This is a genomic window from Paracoccus sp. DMF (assembly GCF_004407025.1).
Taxonomy (GTDB): Bacteria; Pseudomonadota; Alphaproteobacteria; order Rhodobacterales; family Rhodobacteraceae; genus Paracoccus; species Paracoccus aminovorans_B.
In genome coordinates, this window is record NZ_SOKV02000004.1 from 89,461 (window position 1) to 106,910 (window position 17,450).

At 68.6% G+C, this 17,450-nt stretch carries 19 protein-coding genes; 11 read left to right on the forward strand and 8 right to left on the reverse strand.

Annotated features, from left to right (window positions below):
- Positions 1 to 3: 3 nt before the first annotated feature.
- Both E3D03_RS03525 and E3D03_RS03530 read left to right on the forward strand, forming a co-directional pair.
- Complete coding sequence (locus tag E3D03_RS03525; protein ID WP_263565839.1) at positions 4 to 1,335, forward strand: glutamine synthetase family protein; 1,332 nt, start codon at positions 4 to 6, stop codon at positions 1,333 to 1,335.
- Between the two features lie 376 nt (positions 1,336 to 1,711).
- Positions 1,712 to 2,521 carry a GNAT family N-acetyltransferase gene (locus E3D03_RS03530; protein ID WP_263565840.1) on the forward strand — a complete coding sequence of 270 codons (810 nt, stop codon included), beginning with the start codon at positions 1,712 to 1,714 and terminating at the stop codon, positions 2,519 to 2,521.
- Here E3D03_RS03530 and E3D03_RS03535 read toward each other — a convergent pair.
- From E3D03_RS03535 to alr, 6 genes are all read right to left on the reverse strand, one after another.
- A complete protein-coding gene (locus tag E3D03_RS03535) occupies positions 2,518 to 3,447 on the reverse strand; it encodes a CBS domain-containing protein (RefSeq protein ID WP_082724696.1) in 930 nt (309 codons plus the stop codon). The two genes, E3D03_RS03530 and E3D03_RS03535, sit on opposite strands and share 4 nt — an antisense overlap.
- A complete protein-coding gene (gene ybeY / locus E3D03_RS03540; RefSeq protein ID WP_263565841.1) occupies positions 3,444 to 3,965 on the reverse strand; it encodes an rRNA maturation RNase YbeY in 522 nt (173 codons plus the stop codon). The genes E3D03_RS03535 and ybeY overlap by 4 nt, the downstream gene beginning before the upstream one ends.
- Positions 3,958 to 5,052, reverse strand: coding sequence for a PhoH family protein (locus E3D03_RS03545; RefSeq protein WP_263565842.1), 1,095 nt, complete (start codon positions 5,050 to 5,052; stop codon positions 3,958 to 3,960). The genes ybeY and E3D03_RS03545 overlap by 8 nt, the downstream gene beginning before the upstream one ends.
- 115 nt (positions 5,053 to 5,167) lie before the next feature.
- Positions 5,168 to 5,896, reverse strand: a complete 729-nt coding sequence (locus E3D03_RS03550) for an ABC transporter ATP-binding protein (protein WP_263565843.1) — start codon at positions 5,894 to 5,896, stop codon at positions 5,168 to 5,170.
- The gene (locus tag E3D03_RS03555) at positions 5,896 to 6,654 is read right to left on the reverse strand and encodes an MlaE family ABC transporter permease (protein WP_263565844.1); all 759 of its coding nucleotides are present in this window, start codon (positions 6,652 to 6,654) and stop codon (positions 5,896 to 5,898) included. Before E3D03_RS03555 ends, E3D03_RS03550 begins: the two co-directional genes overlap by 1 nt.
- On the reverse strand, positions 6,651 to 7,670 hold the full coding sequence (alr, locus tag E3D03_RS03560; RefSeq protein ID WP_263565845.1) for an alanine racemase: 1,020 nt from the start codon (positions 7,668 to 7,670) through the stop codon (positions 6,651 to 6,653). The genes E3D03_RS03555 and alr overlap by 4 nt, the downstream gene beginning before the upstream one ends.
- A 179-nt stretch (positions 7,671 to 7,849) precedes the next feature.
- On the opposite strand from alr, the gene E3D03_RS03565 reads away from it, so the two are divergent.
- The 8 genes from E3D03_RS03565 (at position 7,850) to E3D03_RS03600 (ending at position 14,415) form a co-directional block, all read left to right on the forward strand.
- The gene (locus E3D03_RS03565) at positions 7,850 to 9,382 is read left to right on the forward strand and encodes an acyl-CoA carboxylase subunit beta (protein ID WP_018000395.1); all 1,533 of its coding nucleotides are present in this window, start codon (positions 7,850 to 7,852) and stop codon (positions 9,380 to 9,382) included.
- Positions 9,383 to 9,406: 24 nt separating this feature from the next.
- Positions 9,407 to 10,048, forward strand: a complete 642-nt coding sequence (locus E3D03_RS03570) for a DUF6497 family protein (RefSeq protein WP_263565846.1) — start codon at positions 9,407 to 9,409, stop codon at positions 10,046 to 10,048.
- A gap of 190 nt (positions 10,049 to 10,238) precedes the next feature.
- A complete protein-coding gene (locus tag E3D03_RS03575; RefSeq protein ID WP_263565847.1) occupies positions 10,239 to 10,373 on the forward strand; it encodes a hypothetical protein in 135 nt (44 codons plus the stop codon).
- Between the two features lie 90 nt (positions 10,374 to 10,463).
- The gene (locus E3D03_RS03580) at positions 10,464 to 10,877 is read left to right on the forward strand and encodes a hypothetical protein (RefSeq protein WP_263565848.1); all 414 of its coding nucleotides are present in this window, start codon (positions 10,464 to 10,466) and stop codon (positions 10,875 to 10,877) included.
- A gap of 145 nt (positions 10,878 to 11,022) precedes the next feature.
- Positions 11,023 to 11,265 (forward strand): hypothetical protein, encoded by a 243-nt coding sequence (locus E3D03_RS03585; protein WP_018000391.1) that lies wholly within the window; start codon positions 11,023 to 11,025, stop codon positions 11,263 to 11,265.
- Positions 11,266 to 11,328: 63 nt separating this feature from the next.
- On the forward strand, positions 11,329 to 11,568 hold the full coding sequence (locus E3D03_RS03590; protein WP_018000390.1) for a hypothetical protein: 240 nt from the start codon (positions 11,329 to 11,331) through the stop codon (positions 11,566 to 11,568).
- Positions 11,569 to 11,667: 99 nt separating this feature from the next.
- The gene (locus E3D03_RS03595) at positions 11,668 to 13,725 is read left to right on the forward strand and encodes an acetyl/propionyl/methylcrotonyl-CoA carboxylase subunit alpha (RefSeq protein WP_263565849.1); all 2,058 of its coding nucleotides are present in this window, start codon (positions 11,668 to 11,670) and stop codon (positions 13,723 to 13,725) included.
- Positions 13,726 to 13,728: 3 nt separating this feature from the next.
- Positions 13,729 to 14,415 carry a hypothetical protein gene (locus E3D03_RS03600; RefSeq protein WP_263565850.1) on the forward strand — a complete coding sequence of 229 codons (687 nt, stop codon included), beginning with the start codon at positions 13,729 to 13,731 and terminating at the stop codon, positions 14,413 to 14,415.
- Here E3D03_RS03600 and E3D03_RS03605 read toward each other — a convergent pair.
- Together E3D03_RS03605 and E3D03_RS03610 are read right to left on the reverse strand one after the other, a co-directional pair.
- Complete coding sequence (locus E3D03_RS03605; protein WP_062560503.1) at positions 14,381 to 14,563, reverse strand: hypothetical protein; 183 nt, start codon at positions 14,561 to 14,563, stop codon at positions 14,381 to 14,383. The two genes, E3D03_RS03600 and E3D03_RS03605, sit on opposite strands and share 35 nt — an antisense overlap.
- Before the next feature lie 123 nt (positions 14,564 to 14,686).
- On the reverse strand, positions 14,687 to 15,220 hold the full coding sequence (locus tag E3D03_RS03610) for a DUF4174 domain-containing protein (RefSeq protein ID WP_263565851.1): 534 nt from the start codon (positions 15,218 to 15,220) through the stop codon (positions 14,687 to 14,689).
- Positions 15,221 to 15,277: 57 nt separating this feature from the next.
- Between E3D03_RS03610 and scpA the strand changes: the two genes are divergently transcribed.
- Complete coding sequence (gene scpA / locus E3D03_RS03615) at positions 15,278 to 17,422, forward strand: methylmalonyl-CoA mutase (RefSeq protein WP_062560501.1); 2,145 nt, start codon at positions 15,278 to 15,280, stop codon at positions 17,420 to 17,422.
- Positions 17,423 to 17,450 lie beyond the last annotated feature (28 nt).

Below are 17,450 nucleotides of genomic sequence, written 5' to 3' on the forward strand. Positions count from 1 at the left end.
TCCATGGACTGGCTGCGCGAGCATCCCGAGGTCAAGACCATCCGCGTGGCCGCGGCCGATCTGAACGGCCAGCCGCGCGGCAAGCGCATGCCCGCCCGCTTTGCCGACAAGATCCTGACCGAGGGGACGAAATTCCCCTTTTCGGTCCTGAACATGGACATCTGGGGCGAGGATATCGAAGACAGCCCGCTGGTCTTTCAGGCCGGCGACCCGGACGGGCTGCTGCTGCCGACCGAGCGCGGCTTCATGCCGATGCCCTGGCTCGAGGCACCGACCGGCCTCTTGCCGCTGTGGATGTTCCACCTGGACGGCCGGCCCTATGACGGCGATCCGCGCCAGGCGCTGGCCCGCGTCGTGGATCGCTACAAGGCCGCCGGCCTGACCCCGGTGGTGGCGACCGAGCTTGAATTCTTCCTGATCGACGATTCCGGCGGCCAGCTGCGCGTGCCGCCCAGCCCGCGTTCCGGCAAGCGCCGCACCGGGGCGGAAACCCTGTCGCTGCGCGCGCTCGATGCCTTCGACCGCTTCTTCACCGCGCTTTACGAGGCCTGCGAGGCGATGGACATCCCCGCCGACACGGCGATTTCCGAAGCCGCGCCCGGGCAGTTCGAGATCAACCTGATGCACCAGCCCGACCCGCTGAAGGCCGCGGACGACGCCTGGCTCTTCAAGCTGCTGGTCAAGGGGCTGGCGCGGCAATACGGCTTTGCCGGCTCCTTCATGGCCAAGCCCTACGAGATGTGGAACGGCTCGGGCATGCATATGCATTTCTCGGTGCTGGACGCGCAGGGCCGCAATGTCTTCGACGACGGCAGCGAGGCCGGCTCGGACATGCTGCGCCATGCCGTCGCCGGCTGCCTCGCCGCCATGCCCGGTTCGACCCTGGTCTTCGCCCCGCATGAGAACAGCTATGACCGGCTGGTGCCGAATGCCCATGCGCCCACCGGCATCGGCTGGGCCTATGAGAATCGCACCTCGGCGATCCGCATCCCCTCCTCCGGCCCCAAGGCGCGCCGGATCGAGCATCGCGTGGCCGGCGGCGACGTGAACCCCTATCTCAGCGTCGCGGCGGTGCTGGGCGCGGCGCTGAACGGCATCGAGGACCGCATCGACCCGCCGGCGCCGATCCAGGGCAATGCCTATGAACAGGGCCTGGCGCAGCTGCCGGCGACCTGGGGCGCCGCCATCGACGCCTTCGCCGCCTGCCCGCAGATCCGGCGCATCTTTCCGGCGCATCTGATCGAGAATTTCGTGATGACCAAGCGCCAGGAACTGCATTACATGGCCGAACTCTCGGACGACGAAACCGTCGAACTTTACCTCGACACCGTCTGAGCCGGCCGGGCAGCGCGCCGGCCTCACCGCCAGCGTCGGCCCGGACATCAAGGCATCCGGCAAAAAACCCTGGCGCGGAGCGCACCGGGCACCGGCAGGATCCGGGTATTTGTGAAAACGGTGAAAAGCGGCCTTGCCCGGTCTTCTTTGCTCTGCAAATACCCGCCTGGCTTGCCGCTCGCGCGATGCGCAAGCTCCTGACACAATTTGCGACATTCTATTCACGCCGCCGCCCGCTTCGGAAATTGACAAAGCCGGCCGGATGTCGCCCGATGGACGGGCGCGCGTCCGCAATTGCAGCGGGGCGCGCGCGCGGCGTCTGGCCGCCGAACCGACCGGTGCCGCGCCCCTCGTGTATCTGAATCAGGAACCCGCCATGAGTTGCGCCTGCGGACATGACCACAAGCATTCGCCCCCCTCGCTGCCCACGGGCGAGCCGATCCCGCTGGAGCCGGCCCTGGTCCGGCTGACCGGCCGGCTGATCTGCGCCGATACCGCGCAGATGCTGCTCGCGCTGGACCTGCTGACCGACCATGTCGCGCTGAGCCGGGCCGAGCCGGGCAACCTGCGCTTCGACCTCGCCCAGGCCGACGACCCGCTGGTCTGGGAACTGGACGAGCTTTACGCCGACGAGGACGCCTTCCAGGCGCATCGCGACCGGCTGCGCGACAGCCGCTGGGGCCGCGAGAGCCAGGATATCGAGCGCGATTTCACCCGCAGCGCGCCGCTGCCGCGGCTGCGGGCCGAGGTGCCGCAGGATCATGCCGGCATCGCCGAGCTGCTGCGCCGCAGTTTCGGCGGCGAGGACGAGGCCCGGCTGGTCGCCGGATTGCGCGCGGCCGGAGACCTGTCGCTGTCGCTGGTGGCCGAATCCGGCGGCACCATCATCGGCCATGTCGCCCTGTCGCCCCTGGCCGCCGACGGGCCGGCCTTCGCGCTGGCGCCGCTGGCGGTGCATCCGGCACTGCGCGGGCGCGGCATCGGCAGCGCCCTGGTCGGCGCGGCGCTGCGCGGCTTGCAGGATCACAGCATCGTCGTGCAGGGCGACCCGGCCTATTACGCCCGCTTCGGCTTTCGCCCGGTCGAACTGGCCTCGCCCTATGCCGGGCCCTATCTGATGGCGCGGGGGCCGGCGCTGCCCAGCGGCAGCCGCATCGGCCATGCCCCGGCCTTCGCCGCGCTCTAGGGCGCGTCGGGCGCGGGGTCGGCGGGCGCCTCGGCCTGCGGCAGGCGCAGCCGCACCCGCTTGATGCGGCGCGGGTCGGCGTCGACGATCTCGAATTCGGCACCGCTGTCGTGCGGGATCACCTCGCCGCGCACCGGCACCCGGCCGGTCAGCATGAAGATCAGCCCGCCCAGCGTGTCGATCTCGTCTTCTTCCTCGTCGGCCAGGCGCAGCCCGGTCTCGGCCTCGACATCCTCCAGCGCGGCGCGGGCCTGGACCAGCCATTGCCCGGGCTTTTCCTCAATGGCGAGACCGCCCTCGATCTCGTCATGCTCGTCCTCGATCTCGCCGATGACCTGCTCGATCAGGTCCTCGATGGTGACGAGCCCGTCCACGCCGCCATATTCGTCGATGACCATGGCCATGTGGATGCGCTTCTGCTGCATCTGCTGCAACAGCACCCCGATCGGCATCGAGGGCGGCACATAGAGCAGCGGCCGCAGCATCGGCCGCAGCGCGAACTTGACCGGAACCTGCGCGCCGAAGCCGTATTTCAGCGCCAGATCCTTCAGGTGGATCATGCCCAGCGGGCTGTCTAGCGTGCCGCGAAACACCGGGATGCGGGAAAAGCCGTGCTCGCGGAACATCTCGACCAGGTCCGCCAGGGTCGCGCTCACCGGCGCGGCCACGATCTCGGCCTTGGGCACCGCCACGTCGTCGACCCGCATCCGCCGCAGGTTCAACAGGCCCGGCGCGCCGGCCGGACCGGCGGGGGCGGCTTCGGCGCGCTCGGCCGCCTCGCCCTCGTCGCCCCCGGAAAACGCGCCCAGGATGCGCCCCAGAATGCCGCGCGATTGCGGCAGGTCACGCCCCTCCCCGCCGATGCCATCCGCCCATGAGGCGGGGTCGGCGGAAACGGGCGTGTCGGGACTTCGGTCGTTGGTCATGTCTCGTGTTCCAGATAGGGATCGGGGATGCCGAGCTTGCCCAGGATCTGCCGCTCGGCGCTTTCCATCGTATCGGCGTCCTGGTCGTCGATGTGGTCATAGCCGGCCAGGTGCAGGATGGCATGCACCAGCAGATGCGTGGCGTGGTCGGCGAAGGGCTTGCCCTGGGCCTCGGCCTCGCGCTGGCAGGTGTCGTAGGAGATGGCGATGTCGCCCAGCTCCTCGATCTCGGGGATCTCGGGATGCTCGCCGGGTGCGCGCGGGTCGAACTCGACGGCGGGCCAGCTGAGGACATTGGTGGGCTTGGGCTTGCCGCGGAACTCGGCGTTCAGCGTCGCGATGCGGGCATCGTCGCAGCCCAGCACCACGACCTGGAATGCGCCCAGCTCCAGCCAGTCGCCGACGGCGCGGGCGGCGCGTTCGGCCATGGCGGGCAGGCCCGCGTCCTCCCAGCGGTCGTCCTCCAGCACGATGTCGACCACCTCGGGCGCGGGCTCGGCGGGGGCAGGATCAGGCATCGCCGCCTCCGCTGGCCAGGCGCGGCTCGCGCCGGGGGATGCGCTGGCCGCGCTCGTCGAAGACCTCGCCGCGCGCCAAGGCCGCCTCGGCCTCGGCGTCATAGGCTTCGATGATGCGGGCGACCAGGTGGTGGCGCACCACGTCCTTGGCGGTGAAATAGCTGAAGCTGATGCCCTTGATGTCCTTGAGGATCTTCTCGGCGTCGGTCAGGCCGGAATGCACGCCGCGCGGCAGGTCGATCTGGGTGCGGTCGCCGGTCACGACCATGCGCGAGCCCTCGCCCAGCCGGGTCAGGAACATCTTCATCTGCATGGTGGTGGCGTTCTGCGCCTCGTCCAGCACCACGAAGGCATTGGCGAGCGTGCGGCCGCGCATGAAGGCCAGGGGCGCGATCTCGATGCGCTTTTCCTCCATCAGCTTCTGCAGCTGCTTGGCCGGCAGGAAGTCGTTCAGCGCGTCGTAGAGCGGCTGCATATAGGGGTCGACCTTCTCCTTCATGTCGCCGGGCAGGAAGCCCAGCCGCTCGCCCGCCTCGACCGCGGGGCGCGACAGGATGATCTTGTCGACATGGCCGCCGATCAGCATGGTGACGCCGACCGCGACGGCCAGATAGGTCTTGCCGGTGCCGGCCGGGCCGATGCCGAAGGCCAGCTCATTGGCGAAAAGGTTGCGGACATAGTCCTTTTGCGCGTCGGTGCGCGGCTCGACGGTCTTTTTCCGGGTGCGCAGCTCGATCGGGCCGGTCTGGAACATTTCCAGCTGCTCGGCCGGGCTCGGGCCTTCGGGCGCGGTCTCGACGCCCATGCGCAGCGCGGCCTCGACCTCGGCCGCCTCGACCGGGCGGCCCTGTTCCAGCCGCGCGTAAAGCCCGCGCAGCACCTGCGCCGCCTCGGCCTGGGCATCGGTGGGGCCGACGATGGACAGAAGGTTGCCGCGGCGCAGGATATGCACCTTCAGCGCCTCCTCGATGCGGGCAAGGTGGCGGTCATGCGGGCCACAAAGGTCGATCAGCAGCCTGTTGTCGTGGAATTCCAGCAGGGTTTCGCCGGGAGTCGCAGTCGCGGGGGGCGGTGGGTTCAGACCCAAATCTTACTCCGGGTTCGGGGTTGTCGTAACCCATGGTTGCAACTGCGCGGGATTCGCACAAGGGGGGCCGTCCCGATAACCGCCATTTGCCCGGCGTTCGGCGGAAAAAAGGCCGTCACGGCTGCGGCGCCCGCGCCATCGGCCGGGGCCGGCCGGCGATGAAGTCGCGCAGATAGTCGTCGGGGGCCGCGTCCATTTCGGCCACGCCGCCCTGCCAGCGCAGCCGGCCCTGGTCCAAGAGCGCCACCCGGTCGGCGATGGCGCGGACCGAGCTCATGTCATGGGTGATGGTGATCGCCGTCGCGCCGGTCTCATCGACGATGTCGCGGATCAGCGCGTTGATGGTCGCGGCGCGGATCGGGTCGAGGCCGGTCGTCGGCTCGTCGAAGAAGATCACCCGCGGGTCGGCGGCGATGGCGCGGGCCAGCCCCGCGCGCTTCCTCATGCCGCCCGACAGCGCGGCGGGGTAGAGGTCGGCGACCTCGGGGCCCAGGCCGACGCGGGCGAGCTTTTCGAGGGCGATGGCGCGCGCCTGCGCCTTCGGCATGGTGCGCAGCAGCCGAAAGGCGACATTGCGCCAGACCGGCAGGCTGTCGAACAGCGCCGCATTCTGGAACAGCATGCCGAAGGCGTCCATGAAACCCGGGCCGATCGGCGCGCCATTCCACATGATGGAACCGGCATCCGGCGCCTCGAGCCCCAGGATGCAGCGCAAGAGCACCGATTTCCCGGTGCCCGAGCCGCCGATCACCACCAGGCTTTCGCCCTCGGCCAGGTCCAGGTCCACGCGGTCCAGCACCCGCTTGGCACCGAAACTCTTGCACAGGCCGCGCACCGCCAGCATCAGAAGAACAGCCCCGTCAGCGCGAAATTCGCGGCCAGGATCCCGACCGAGGCCGCGACCACGGCGCTGGTCGTCGCCCGGCCCACGCCCGCCGCGCCGCCGCCCGCCGTCATGCCGAACCAGCAGCCCGACAGCGCCACGATCAGCCCGAAAACCGCGCCCTTCAGCAGCCCCGAGACCACGTCCCAGCTTTCCAGATAGGCCCAGGAATTCGCCAGATAGGTGGTCGAGTTGAACCCCAGCGCGTTCACCCCGATCAGCCAGCCGCCCATGATGCCGATGACGTCGCCCACGCCCACCAGCAGCGGCACGCACAGCACCCCCGCCCAAAGCCGGGGCGAGACCAGCCAGGCCACCGGGTCGGTCGAGAGCGTGACCAGCGCGTCGATCTGCTCGGTCACGCGCATGGTGCCGAGTTCCGCCGCAATGGCGCTGGCGACGCGGGCCGCGACCATCAGCCCGCCCAGCACCGGGCCAAGCTCGCGCGCCATGCCGATGGCGACGATGGCCGGGACCACGTCGCCGGCCTGGAACCGCTCGCCGCCGGAATGGATCTGCAGGGCCAGCGCCGCGCCGGTGAAGAGCGCCGTCAGCCCGACGACCGGCAGCGACAGCCAGCCCAGATGCAGAAGCTGCCGCGCCAGTTCCGCCGGGTGCCGGGCGCCGCGGGCGAGGCCGCGCGCCGCGAACAGCGTGACCCGGCCGATGGCGCGGGTCAGGCCAATGGCGGCACGGCCGGTCAGTCGGATTGGGTTCACCGATACGTCCGCGCGTAGCGCCGGCCGAGCGAGGTCAGGATCTCATAGCCGATGGTGCCCGACAGCGCCGCCACCGCATCGACGCCCTGGCGGGCGTTCAGGATCTCCAGCGCCTCGGGGACGAAGGGCAGCCCGGTCACGTCGGCGGTGATCAGGTCCATCGAGATGCGGCCGACGACCGGCACGGCATGCTCGCCGGCCCAGAGCGTCAGCTTGCCCTCGCGCGCCAGCGCCCGCGCCAGCCCGTCGGCATAGCCCGCCGCCAGCGTGGCGATGCGCGCGGGCCGCTCGGCGGTCCAGCTGTAGCCATAGCCGACCGACTCGCCCGGCTTGACCTCGCGGGTGTGGATCACCGGCAGCGCCAGCGTCACCACCGGCTGCGCATCCAGGAACGGCTCGCCGCCGTAAAGCCCGATGCCGGGCCGCACCAGGTCGAAATGATAGTCCGGTCCCAGCAGGATGCCGCCCGTCGCCGCCAGCGAGCGCGGCACGCCGCAACCCTCGGTCATGGTGCGGAAGGCCGCCAGTTGCTGGGCATTGGCCGGGTGATCGGGCTCATCGGCGCAGGCCAGGTGCGACATGATCAGCTGCGGGCCCGCGGCCAGCGCCTCGGCGCGCACGGCGGCCCATTCGCCGGGCTCGAAGCCCAGCCGGTTCATGCCGCTGTCGAGCTGGATGCCGAAAGGCCCGCCGGGACGCAGCGCGCGGTCGCGGAAGAATTGCTCGGGGCTGTTCAGCAGCGGGATCAGGCCCGCCAGATCCTCGCCCTCCATATGGCCCGAGAGCACGAAGATACGCGCATCGTCGGGCAAGAGCGGCCGGATCTCGCGGCCCTCGCCGGCCAGCGCGACGAAGAAATCCCGCGCGCCCGCCTGATACAGCGCCGGCGCGACCTGCGCCGCGCCCAGACCATAGGCATCCGCCTTGACGACGGCCGCAGCACTCGCGCCGGGGGCCTTGGCCGCCAGCGCCTTCCAGTTGGCCACGATGGCCGGAATATCGATCACGAGTCCCATGGCAGCGGCATGGCCCCTGCCCCGCGCGGCGTCAAGAGATTTGGCGGGTGCGGCGCCGTTTTGCAACTTAATCCATTTGCAGCGAAGTTTGCTAGCATAGTTTGCAAATATTCGGCTTTCTGCTTTCTTGGCCGGCAGCAAGCCGATAGTCTGCCCGCAAACCGAAAGGGAGACGGCTGATGAAGGACATCCTTGGCGAGCTGGAATCGCGCCGCCGCGACGCGCGGCTGGGCGGCGGGCAGCGGCGCATCGACGCCCAGCACGCCCGCGGCAAGCTGACCGCGCGCGAGCGGCTGGAACTGCTGCTGGACGAGGGTTCCTTCGAGGAATTCGACATGTTCGTCCGCCACCGCTCGACCGATTTCGGCATGGAGGACGACCGGCCCTATGGCGACGGCGTCGTCACCGGCTGGGGCACGATCAATGGCCGCATGGTTTATGTGTTTTCGCAGGACTTCACCGTCTTCGGCGGCTCGCTGTCGGAAACCCATGCGCAGAAGATCTGCAAGATCATGGACATGGCGGTGCAGAACGGCGCCCCGGTGATCGGGCTGAACGATTCCGGCGGCGCGCGCATCCAGGAAGGCGTCGCCAGCCTCGCCGGTTACGCGGACGTGTTCCAGCGCAACATCATGGCCTCGGGCGTGGTGCCGCAGATCAGCGTCATCATGGGCCCCTGCGCCGGCGGCGCGGTCTATTCGCCGGCGATGACCGACTTCATCTTCATGGTCAAGGACACCTCCTATATGTTCGTGACCGGCCCGGACGTGGTCAAGACGGTGACGAATGAGGTGGTGACCGCCGAGCAGCTGGGCGGCGCCTCGACCCATACCAAGAAATCCTCGGTCGCCGACGGCGCCTTCGAGAACGACGTCGAGGCGATGACCGAGATCCGCCGGCTGGTCGATCTGCTGCCGCTGAACAACCGCGAAAAGGCGCCGACCCGGCCGTTCTTCGACGACCCGAACCGCATCGAGCCCAGCCTCGACACGCTGATCCCCGACAACCCGAACCAGCCCTACGACATGAAGGAGCTGATCCTGAAGGTCGCGGACGAGGGCGATTTCTACGAGATCCAGAAGGATTTCGCCGCCAATATCATCACCGGCTTCATCCGCATCGAGGGCCAGACCGTGGGCGTGGTCGCCAACCAGCCGATGGTGCTGGCGGGCTGCCTCGACATCGACAGCTCGCGCAAGGCGGCGCGTTTCGTGCGCTTCTGCGACGCCTTCGAGATCCCGATCCTGACCTTCGTCGATGTGCCGGGCTTCCTGCCGGGCACCGGCCAGGAATATGGCGGCGTCATCAAGCACGGCGCGAAGCTGCTGTTCGCCTATGGCGAGGCGACGGTGCCGAAGGTCACGGTCATCACCCGCAAGGCCTATGGCGGCGCCTATGACGTCATGGCCTCGAAGCACCTGCGCGGCGATTTCAACTATGCCTGGCCCACGGCCGAGATCGCGGTGATGGGCGCCAAGGGCGCGGTCGAGATCCTGTATCGCAGCGAGCTTGGCGATGCCGGGAAGATCGGCGCCCGCACCAAGGATTACGAGGACCGCTTCGCCAATCCCTTCGTCGCCGCCGAAAAGGGCTTCATCGACGAGGTGATCCAGCCGCGCTCGACCCGGCGCCGCGTGGCGCGGGCCTTCGCCAGCCTGCGCGGCAAGAAGCTGTCGAACCCCTGGAAAAAGCACGACAATATCCCGCTGTAACCGGCCGGACCCGAGGGAGGAACCATGTCGAGACTGGCGGCGATCTGCCTGGCGCTGATCCCCCCTGCCCTGGTGGCGGGCGGGGCGGCGGCGGCTGGCGGGCCGGCCGAGATCGTGCTGCCCTCGGGCGCCAGGGTGACCTGGCAGGAAACCCGGCACGACAGTTCCGGCGGGCTGGGCCTGACCTATCGCTTTCGCTTCGTGATGCCGGACCTGGCGCAGCGCGTGCCGGCGACCAGCGGCCCGGCCTCGGATTTCGAGGATGCCGAGGGGCGCGGCCCCATCGACATCGACACCGAAAGCGGCGAGGTCAGCGGAGAGCCCGCCACGCTGGAGGCCGAGGCCGAGATGGTCGCCGAAGCGGGGGCCGAAACCGGAGCTGAAACGGGGGCCGAGGAGGACGCCGACGCCCTGCTGGAGCAGCCGGTGCTGCCGGCCGCCCCCGATGTTCTGGCCGAGGACCCGATCCATCTCGACATCGTCTGGCTGTGCGAGAACTGGGCCCTGCCCCGCATCGCCAGCCCGGCCCCGCGTCCCGAACAGATCATCATCAGCCTGGCCAGCAAGGAAACCGCCTTCGGCGCCTACGACCCCGAAGTGGTGCAGCTCTTCGAGGCCTTCCGCCTGCCCAAGGACCGCGACGCCTGCGAATGGGAGCCGTGGTGATGCGCCATTTCAAGCCCTTGCGCCCTGATGCACGCGGGCCACAGCCGGCCGCGCCCGCGCCCGCGGGGCTTGGCTGCGCCTGTCGGGCCGTGCAGGTGCTGGCTATCATGCGCGCACGGCCGCGCCATGCGACCGAATCTCAACCGAGCAGTCGGGACCGCCGCGTCCCGCCCTACAGGAGCACGACACCATGTCGAAGAAACTTGTTCTGGCCCTCGTCCTCGTCGGCCTGGCCGCCGCTTGCGCCAAGAAAGAGCCGGAAGTCATCACCCCGGTCGCCGTTCAGCCCGAGCCGGTGTATCAAGGCAAATACGGCGCCAACTGAGCCATTCGCCGCGCGCGGGCTGCCAGGCGGCCCGCGCCAACCGCGCCCCTGCCCGCCCCCGCGCGTCACCACCGACAAAGGGGGCAAGACATGCTGAAGCATCGCGGCTTTCCGGGCCGTCTTCCGGGCACCGATTTCCAGTTCATCATCCGCCGCGCCAACAAGAAGGGCGCAACGCCCTTGGTCCGGCGCGAGCGGTTCCGCGACCGCAAACCCGTCGACAAGCGCGCCGACACCGCCTTCCTGGCGGCGCTGATCGCGCATTTCGGCGACGAGCCCTTTCAGCGCGGCAACCTGGACGCCGGCCGGCTGTCCTGGCTTCTGGGCCGCGAGGTCGTGGCCGTCGGCAGGCTGGACCCGACCGATTACGAGCAATTGCTGCGCGTCGACATGAAGCGCGCCGAGGCCGGATTCCCCGAGCTTTTCGCCGCCGAGGCGCCGGAATTCGACTGGGACGACGAGGCCGATTGGGACGAGGACGACATCGACGAGGACGGAGCCTGATGCCGGCCGGAGCGATGGGCGGATTGCCGCGTAGCCTAGTGTTTTCACACCGTTGTCAGTTTCTTCCGAAACGGGCGCGTGCAATATTGGCCGCACCCCTATCGCAAACGGCCCGTCAGCGGGTCCATAATACAGGCAAAGAACTATGCAAAAATCCGTCATCCTCCGTCTTTCGGGCGCCCTTCTGCTGGTCGGCGGCCTGGCCGCCTGCGACCAGGGCTACGGCAGCGGCATCTCGCCCGACGCGCAGCGCGCGGCCGGGGGCGCCCTGGCCGGTGCGGCCGTCGCCAAGATCATCGACGGCGACGTGGGCACCGGTGCGCTCATCGGCGCGGCGGGCGGCGCGCTTTGCGACGACGCCGGCGTCTGCCAGTCGCGCGGCTACTGATTCCACCGGGGCCGCTTGCGCGGGTGACAGCCCGCGCGCGGCCCGCATCCCGGAGAATTTCGCATGTCGAAAAAACTCGCTCTCGTCGTCGGTCTGGGCCTCCTGGGCCTGGCCGGCTGCACCCAGAACATCAATCCGACCGACATGGACCGCGGCCTCATCGGCGCGGGCGTCGGCGCGACCGTCGCCCATGTCGGCGGCCATGACGTCGCCAAGGGCGCGGCCATCGGCGCCGTCGCCGGCGCGCTGTGCGACGACGTGCGTCTCTGCCAGCCGACCCAGCCGCGCTATCGCAGCTACTGATACGCCGCCGCATCGCGGCGACGCCTTCCTTTCTGGCCGTCCCGGCATCGTGCCGGGGCGGCTTTCTTACGTTCGGCACCTGCCCCAGGGGAAACCAGCATGTTCAAGAAAATCCTGATCGCCAACCGGGGCGAGATCGCCTGCCGCGTCATCAAGACCGCGAAAAAGATGGGCATCCAGACCGTCGCGGTCTACTCCGATGCCGACCGCAACGCGCTGCATGTCAAGATGGCGGACGAGGCCATCCATATCGGCCCACCGCCGGCGAACCAGTCCTATATCGTCATCGACAGGATCATGGACGCCATCCGCCAGACCGGCGCCGAGGCGGTGCATCCGGGCTATGGCTTCCTGTCCGAGAACATGAAATTCGCCGAGGCGCTGGAGAAGGAAGGCGTCATCTTCGTCGGCCCGCCCAGCCCGGCCATCGAGGCCATGGGCGACAAGATCACCTCGAAGAAGCTGGCGCAGGAAGCCGGGGTCAGCACGGTTCCGGGCTATATGGGCCTGATCGCCGATGCCGAGGAGGCGGTGAAGATCTCGAACCAGATCGGCTATCCGGTGATGATCAAGGCCAGCGCCGGCGGCGGCGGCAAGGGCATGCGCATCGCCTGGAACGACCAGGAGGCGCGCGAGGGTTTCGAATCCTCGAAGAACGAGGCCGCGAACAGCTTCGGCGACGACCGCATCTTCATCGAGAAATTCGTGACCCAGCCCCGGCATATCGAGATCCAGGTGCTGGCCGACAAGCACGGCAATTGCGTCTATCTGCACGAGCGCGAATGCTCGATCCAGCGCCGCAACCAGAAGGTCATCGAAGAAGCACCCTCGCCCTTCCTGGACGCGGCGACGCGCAAGGCCATGGGCGAGCAGGCCTGCGCGCTGGCCAAGGCCGTCGGCTATACCAGCGCCGGCACGGTCGAATTCATCGTCGATGCCGATAAGAACTTCTATTTCCTGGAAATGAACACCCGGCTGCAGGTCGAACATCCGGTGACCGAACTGATCACCGGCGTCGACCTGGTCGAGCAGATGATCCGCGTCGCGAATGGCGAGCCGCTGCCCTTTGCCCAGGACGACCTGACGATCAACGGCTGGGCCATCGAAAGCCGGCTTTACGCCGAGGACCCCTATCGCAACTTCCTGCCCTCGATCGGCCGGTTGACCCGCTATCGCCCGCCGGCCGAGACGGCGGCCGGGCCGCTGCTCGACGCCGACCGCTGGGTGCCGGCGCGGCCGGGCGACCATCCTCCGGCCGCCGCTGCGGGGGTCAGGAACGATACCGGCGTCTATGAGGGCGGCGAGATCAGCATGTATTACGACCCGATGATCGCCAAGCTCTGCACCTGGGCGCCGACCCGCGAGGCCGCCATCGAGCAGATGCGGCTGGCGCTGGACGAGTTCGAGGTCGAGGGCATCGGCCACAACCTGCCGTTCCTGTCGGCGGTGATGGACCATCCGAAATTCGTCTCGGGCGATATTTCCACCGCCTTCATCGCCGAGGAATATCCCGAGGGCTTCCTGGGCGCGACCCTACCCGAGGCCGAGATCCAGCGCATCGCCGCCTCGGTCGCGGCCATGCATCGCGTGGCCGAGATCCGGCGCACCCGCATCTCGGGCCGGCTCGACAACCACGAGCGCCATGTCGGCGAGCATTGGGTGGTGACGGTCGCGGGCCAGGAATTCCCGGTGCGCATCACCGCCGACAAGCAGGGCTCGACCGTCGAGATCGCCGGCCGCAAGCTGCGCGTCGAAAGCGACTGGCTGCCCGGGCAATCGCTGGCGCGGCTGTCGGTCGACGGCAGCCCGCTGGTTCTGAAGGTGGACCGCCTGCCCTCGGGCTTTCGGCTGCGGGTGCGCGGCGCGGACCTGAAAACCTATGTCCGCCGTCCGCGTGCCGCCGAACTGGCGCGGCTGATGCCCGAGAAGCTGCCGCCGGACACCTCGAAATTCCTGCTCTGTCCGATGCCCGGGCTGGTGGTCAAGGTGAACGTGGCCGCCGGCGACGAGGTGCAGGAAGGCCAGGCGCTGGCCACCGTCGAGGCGATGAAGATGGAAAACATCCTGCGCGCCGAGCGGCGCGGCGTGGTGAAATCCGTCAACGCCTCGGCCGGCGAAAGCCTCAAGGTCGATGACGTGATCATGGAATTCGAGTGATCCATGTTCCAGGGCACGGGCAGCATCCTCAATCCCACGGTGGTGGCGGCGCTGGTCGCCGCCGTCGTGGCGATGCTGGCCCGGCCCGTCGATGACTGGCTGAACCGCCGCCGCGCCCGCATCCTGCGGGTCGAGCGGGTCAGCGACGTGCAGCGCGCCCTGCTGGCCGAGATCCGCGCCCATGTCGTGGCGCTGGAAAGCCAGCGGCTGGATGCCGAGGGCGCCGCCGCCCTGCTGGCCCGGCTGCGCGAAAGCGGCCGGTTCCCCTTCATCCCGGCGCAGGCGAACGACCGCATCTTCACCGCGATCATCGAAGAGGTGCATATCCTGCCGGCCGATGTCATCGACCCGGTGGTGACCTATTACCGGCAGCTGTCGATCATGGCCTCATTCGCCGAGGCGATGCGGGAGCAGGCCGAAAAGGACCAGGCGCGTGCCGTCGAGATGTTCGCGGATTACCTGGAACTGACCGAATCGGCGCTGGAAAGCGGACAAGAGGCCGTGCGCCTGTTGATGACCAGCGTGTTCTTCGGCGAGGCTGCCCTGCGGCAGATGCTGGAGCGGGAAAGCGCCGCGGCTCTGGCCGCGCGTCAGGCCCAGATCGCTGGTCTGGCCGGCAGCCTTCCGGGCGAGCTGGCCGAGCTGCGCCAGCGGCTCAATAAGCGATCTTCGGACCGGAGCGACCTTTGATGGGCTTCAATCCGACGATCTCGGCCATTTCATTCGCGGTGCGGGCGCTGCGCAGCCGTTCGACCAGCTGTTCGGTAGCCGAGTCCAGCCGGGGCGGTTTGGGCGCGTCCGGGCGTTCCGTCACGCGCGGCAGGGGCGAATTCGACATGGCGGGCCTCCTTGGCAGCGGGCAGCGCGGCTGCCCTGTTCCCAAGATAATGGCTCGGGGGCCGGGCCGCAACGAAGTCGTTGCGATTATCGCACAAAGAAATGCCTCGATTTTCGCAGTATCTCACGGCACTGCCGCGCGGCCGATCTCGCGCCGGCGCAGCGGGAACTTGTCGATGGCGCGGGAAATCTCGCGCACGGACCAGGGCGCGGGCTTACGCTGCTTGACCTGGCCGTCCTTGTCCAGCAGCACCAGCGAAAAGCCTTCCGGGCGCAGCTGCCGACGCCAGGGGCTGGCCGCCGCCGGGTCGGTGTCGGTCACGACGACCACGTCGCGCGCCAGCAGCGGCGCCGGATCGGCCTGCAGGTCGGCCAGCTGCCGGATGAAGGCCGGGTCGGCCGCGGTATCGGCAAAGATCACCACCGGCCGGGCCTGCCACAGGAATTCCGCCGGATCGGCCTCGGATGCCGGCAGCACGGTCAGGGCCTGCGCGGCGGTGCCGGTCAGCGGCCCGCCGGGCGCGGGCGCGCCGTCGCGCGCCGCCGGCACCTCGCCGCGCACATATGGCCGGTGGCCGTCGGCCTCGCCCTCGGGTTTCGGTCCCATCGCCGCCAGAAGCGGCACCACAGCCAGAATTATCAACCGTTTCAGTTTCATCGCGCCCCCGTTCCCCCTTTCATATAGGGCGCGGCGGGCCATGGGAAAGGATGCAAGATGAGCGAAAGCAGCAAAGCCGACCTGGAGACATGGCGCAATCTCGCCAGCAAGGAGTTGAAGGGCGCCGATCCCGACAGCCTGAACTGGCACACGCTGGAGGGGATCGAGGTCAAGCCGCTCTATACCCAGGCCGACACCGAGGGCCTGGCGCATCTGGGCAGCCTGCCCGGGCTCGAGCCCTTTACCCGTGGGCCGCGCGCGACCATGTATGCCGGCCGGCCCTGGACGATCCGGCAATACGCCGGCTTCTCGACCGCCGAGGAATCGAACGCCTTCTATCGCCGCAACCTGGCGGCCGGGCAGCAGGGGGTTTCGGTGGCCTTCGACCTGGCCACGCACCGCGGCTATGACAGCGACCATCCGCGCGTCGAGGGCGACGTGGGCAAGGCCGGCGTCGCCATCGATTCGGTCGAGGACATGAAGATCCTGTTCGATGGCATCCCGCTGGACAAGGTCTCGGTCTCGATGACGATGAACGGGGCGGTGATCCCGATCCTGGCGAATTTCATCGTCGCGGGCGAGGAACAGGGGCATTCCCGCGCCGTGCTGTCGGGCACGATCCAGAACGACATCCTGAAAGAGTTCATGGTGCGGAACACCTATATCTATCCGCCCGAACCCTCGATGCGCATCATCGCCGACATCATCGAATACACCTCGAAAGAGATGCCGCGCTTCAACTCGATCTCGATCTCGGGCTATCACATGCAGGAGGCGGGCGCCAACCTGGTGCAGGAGCTGGCCTATACCCTGGCCGACGGGCGCGAATATGTCCGCGCCGCGCTGAAGACCGGCATGAATGTCGACGATTTCGCCGGGCGGCTGAGCTTCTTCTTTGCCATCGGCATGAACTTCTTCATGGAGGTCGCGAAGCTGCGCGCCGCGCGGCTGCTCTGGACCCGGATCATGAAGGAATTCGAGCCGAAGAAGGCATCCTCGCTGATGCTGCGCACGCATTGCCAGACCTCGGGCGTGTCCTTGCAGGAACAGGACCCCTATAACAACGTGATCCGCACGGCTTACGAGGCGATGGCGGCGGTGCTGGGCGGCACGCAGTCGCTGCACACCAACGCGCTGGACGAGGCGATCGCGCTGCCGACCGAATTCAGCGCCCGCATCGCGCGCAATACCCAGCTGATCCTGCAAGAGGAAACCGGCATCACCCATGTCGTCGATCCGCTGGCGGGCAGCTATTACATCGAGACCCTGACCGCACGGCTGGCCGAGGAAGCCTGGGCGCTGATCGAGGAGGTCGAGGCGATGGGCGGCATGACCAAGGCCGTCGCCTCGGGCATGCCGAAGCTGCGCATCGAGGAATCGGCGGCGCGGCGCCAGGCGATGATCGACCGCGGCGACGAGGTGGTCGTCGGCGTGAACAAGTATCGGCTGGCCAAGGAAGAGCCGCTCGACATCCTCGACATCGACAACATGAAGGTGCGCGAGGCCCAGATCGCCCGGCTGGAGCGCATCCGCGCCACCCGCGACCAGGCGGCCTGCGACGCGGCGCTGCTGGAGCTGGGCCGGCGCACGGTCGAGGGCGGCAACCTGCTGGAGGCGGCGGTCGAATGCGCCCGCGCGCGGGCCAGCGTGGGCGAGATCAGTCTGGCGATGGAGGGCACTTTCGGGCGCCACAGGGCGGAGGTGAAGACTTTGGCAGGGGTTTACGGGGCGGCCTATGAGGGCGACGCGGATTTCGCGCAGATCCAGCGCGACGTCGAGGCATTCGCCGAGGAAGAGGGCCGTCGGCCCCGCATGCTGGTGGTGAAGATGGGACAGGACGGCCATGACCGCGGTGCCAAGGTCATCGCCACCGCCTTTGCCGACATCGGCTTCGACGTGGACGTGGGACCGCTGTTCCAGACCCCCGAGGAAGCCGCGCAGGACGCCATCGACAACGACGTGCATGTAATCGGGATCTCCTCGCAGGCGGCGGGCCACAAGACCCTGGCGCCGAAGCTGATCGCGGCGCTGAAGGACCAGGGCGCCGGCGACATCCTGGTGATCTGCGGCGGCGTGATCCCGCAGCAGGATTACGATTTCCTGAAGAAGGCCGGGGTGAAGGCGATCTTCGGGCCGGGGACCAACATCCCGGCGGCGGCGAAGGACATCCTGTCGCTGATCCGGGCGGCCCGGGCAGCCTAGGGCGGCGCACGGCGGCCCTTGCGGTCGC

What these genes read in the sequence shown, in the direction of transcription:
- E3D03_RS03525 (WP_263565839.1), top strand. Translation starts at nt 4, where the DNA reads ATGGACTGGCTGCGCGAGCATCCCGAGGTCAAGACCATCCGCGTGGCC.
- E3D03_RS03530 (WP_263565840.1), top strand. Translation starts at nt 1,712, where the DNA reads ATGAGTTGCGCCTGCGGACATGACCACAAGCATTCGCCCCCCTCGCTG.
- E3D03_RS03535 (WP_082724696.1), bottom strand. Translation starts at nt 3,447, where the DNA reads ATGACCAACGACCGAAGTCCCGACACGCCCGTTTCCGCCGACCCCGCC.
- ybeY (WP_263565841.1), bottom strand. Translation starts at nt 3,965, where the DNA reads ATGCCTGATCCTGCCCCCGCCGAGCCCGCGCCCGAGGTGGTCGACATC.
- E3D03_RS03550 (WP_263565843.1), bottom strand. Translation starts at nt 5,896, where the DNA reads ATGCTGGCGGTGCGCGGCCTGTGCAAGAGTTTCGGTGCCAAGCGGGTG.
- alr (WP_263565845.1), bottom strand. Translation starts at nt 7,670, where the DNA reads ATGGGACTCGTGATCGATATTCCGGCCATCGTGGCCAACTGGAAGGCG.
- E3D03_RS03565 (WP_018000395.1), top strand. Translation starts at nt 7,850, where the DNA reads ATGAAGGACATCCTTGGCGAGCTGGAATCGCGCCGCCGCGACGCGCGG.
- E3D03_RS03570 (WP_263565846.1), top strand. Translation starts at nt 9,407, where the DNA reads ATGTCGAGACTGGCGGCGATCTGCCTGGCGCTGATCCCCCCTGCCCTG.
- E3D03_RS03575 (WP_263565847.1), top strand. Translation starts at nt 10,239, where the DNA reads ATGTCGAAGAAACTTGTTCTGGCCCTCGTCCTCGTCGGCCTGGCCGCC.
- E3D03_RS03580 (WP_263565848.1), top strand. Translation starts at nt 10,464, where the DNA reads ATGCTGAAGCATCGCGGCTTTCCGGGCCGTCTTCCGGGCACCGATTTC.
- E3D03_RS03585 (WP_018000391.1), top strand. Translation starts at nt 11,023, where the DNA reads ATGCAAAAATCCGTCATCCTCCGTCTTTCGGGCGCCCTTCTGCTGGTC.
- E3D03_RS03590 (WP_018000390.1), top strand. Translation starts at nt 11,329, where the DNA reads ATGTCGAAAAAACTCGCTCTCGTCGTCGGTCTGGGCCTCCTGGGCCTG.
- E3D03_RS03595 (WP_263565849.1), top strand. Translation starts at nt 11,668, where the DNA reads ATGTTCAAGAAAATCCTGATCGCCAACCGGGGCGAGATCGCCTGCCGC.
- E3D03_RS03600 (WP_263565850.1), top strand. Translation starts at nt 13,729, where the DNA reads ATGTTCCAGGGCACGGGCAGCATCCTCAATCCCACGGTGGTGGCGGCG.
- E3D03_RS03605 (WP_062560503.1), bottom strand. Translation starts at nt 14,563, where the DNA reads ATGTCGAATTCGCCCCTGCCGCGCGTGACGGAACGCCCGGACGCGCCC.
- E3D03_RS03610 (WP_263565851.1), bottom strand. Translation starts at nt 15,220, where the DNA reads ATGAAACTGAAACGGTTGATAATTCTGGCTGTGGTGCCGCTTCTGGCG.
- scpA (WP_062560501.1), top strand. Translation starts at nt 15,278, where the DNA reads ATGAGCGAAAGCAGCAAAGCCGACCTGGAGACATGGCGCAATCTCGCC.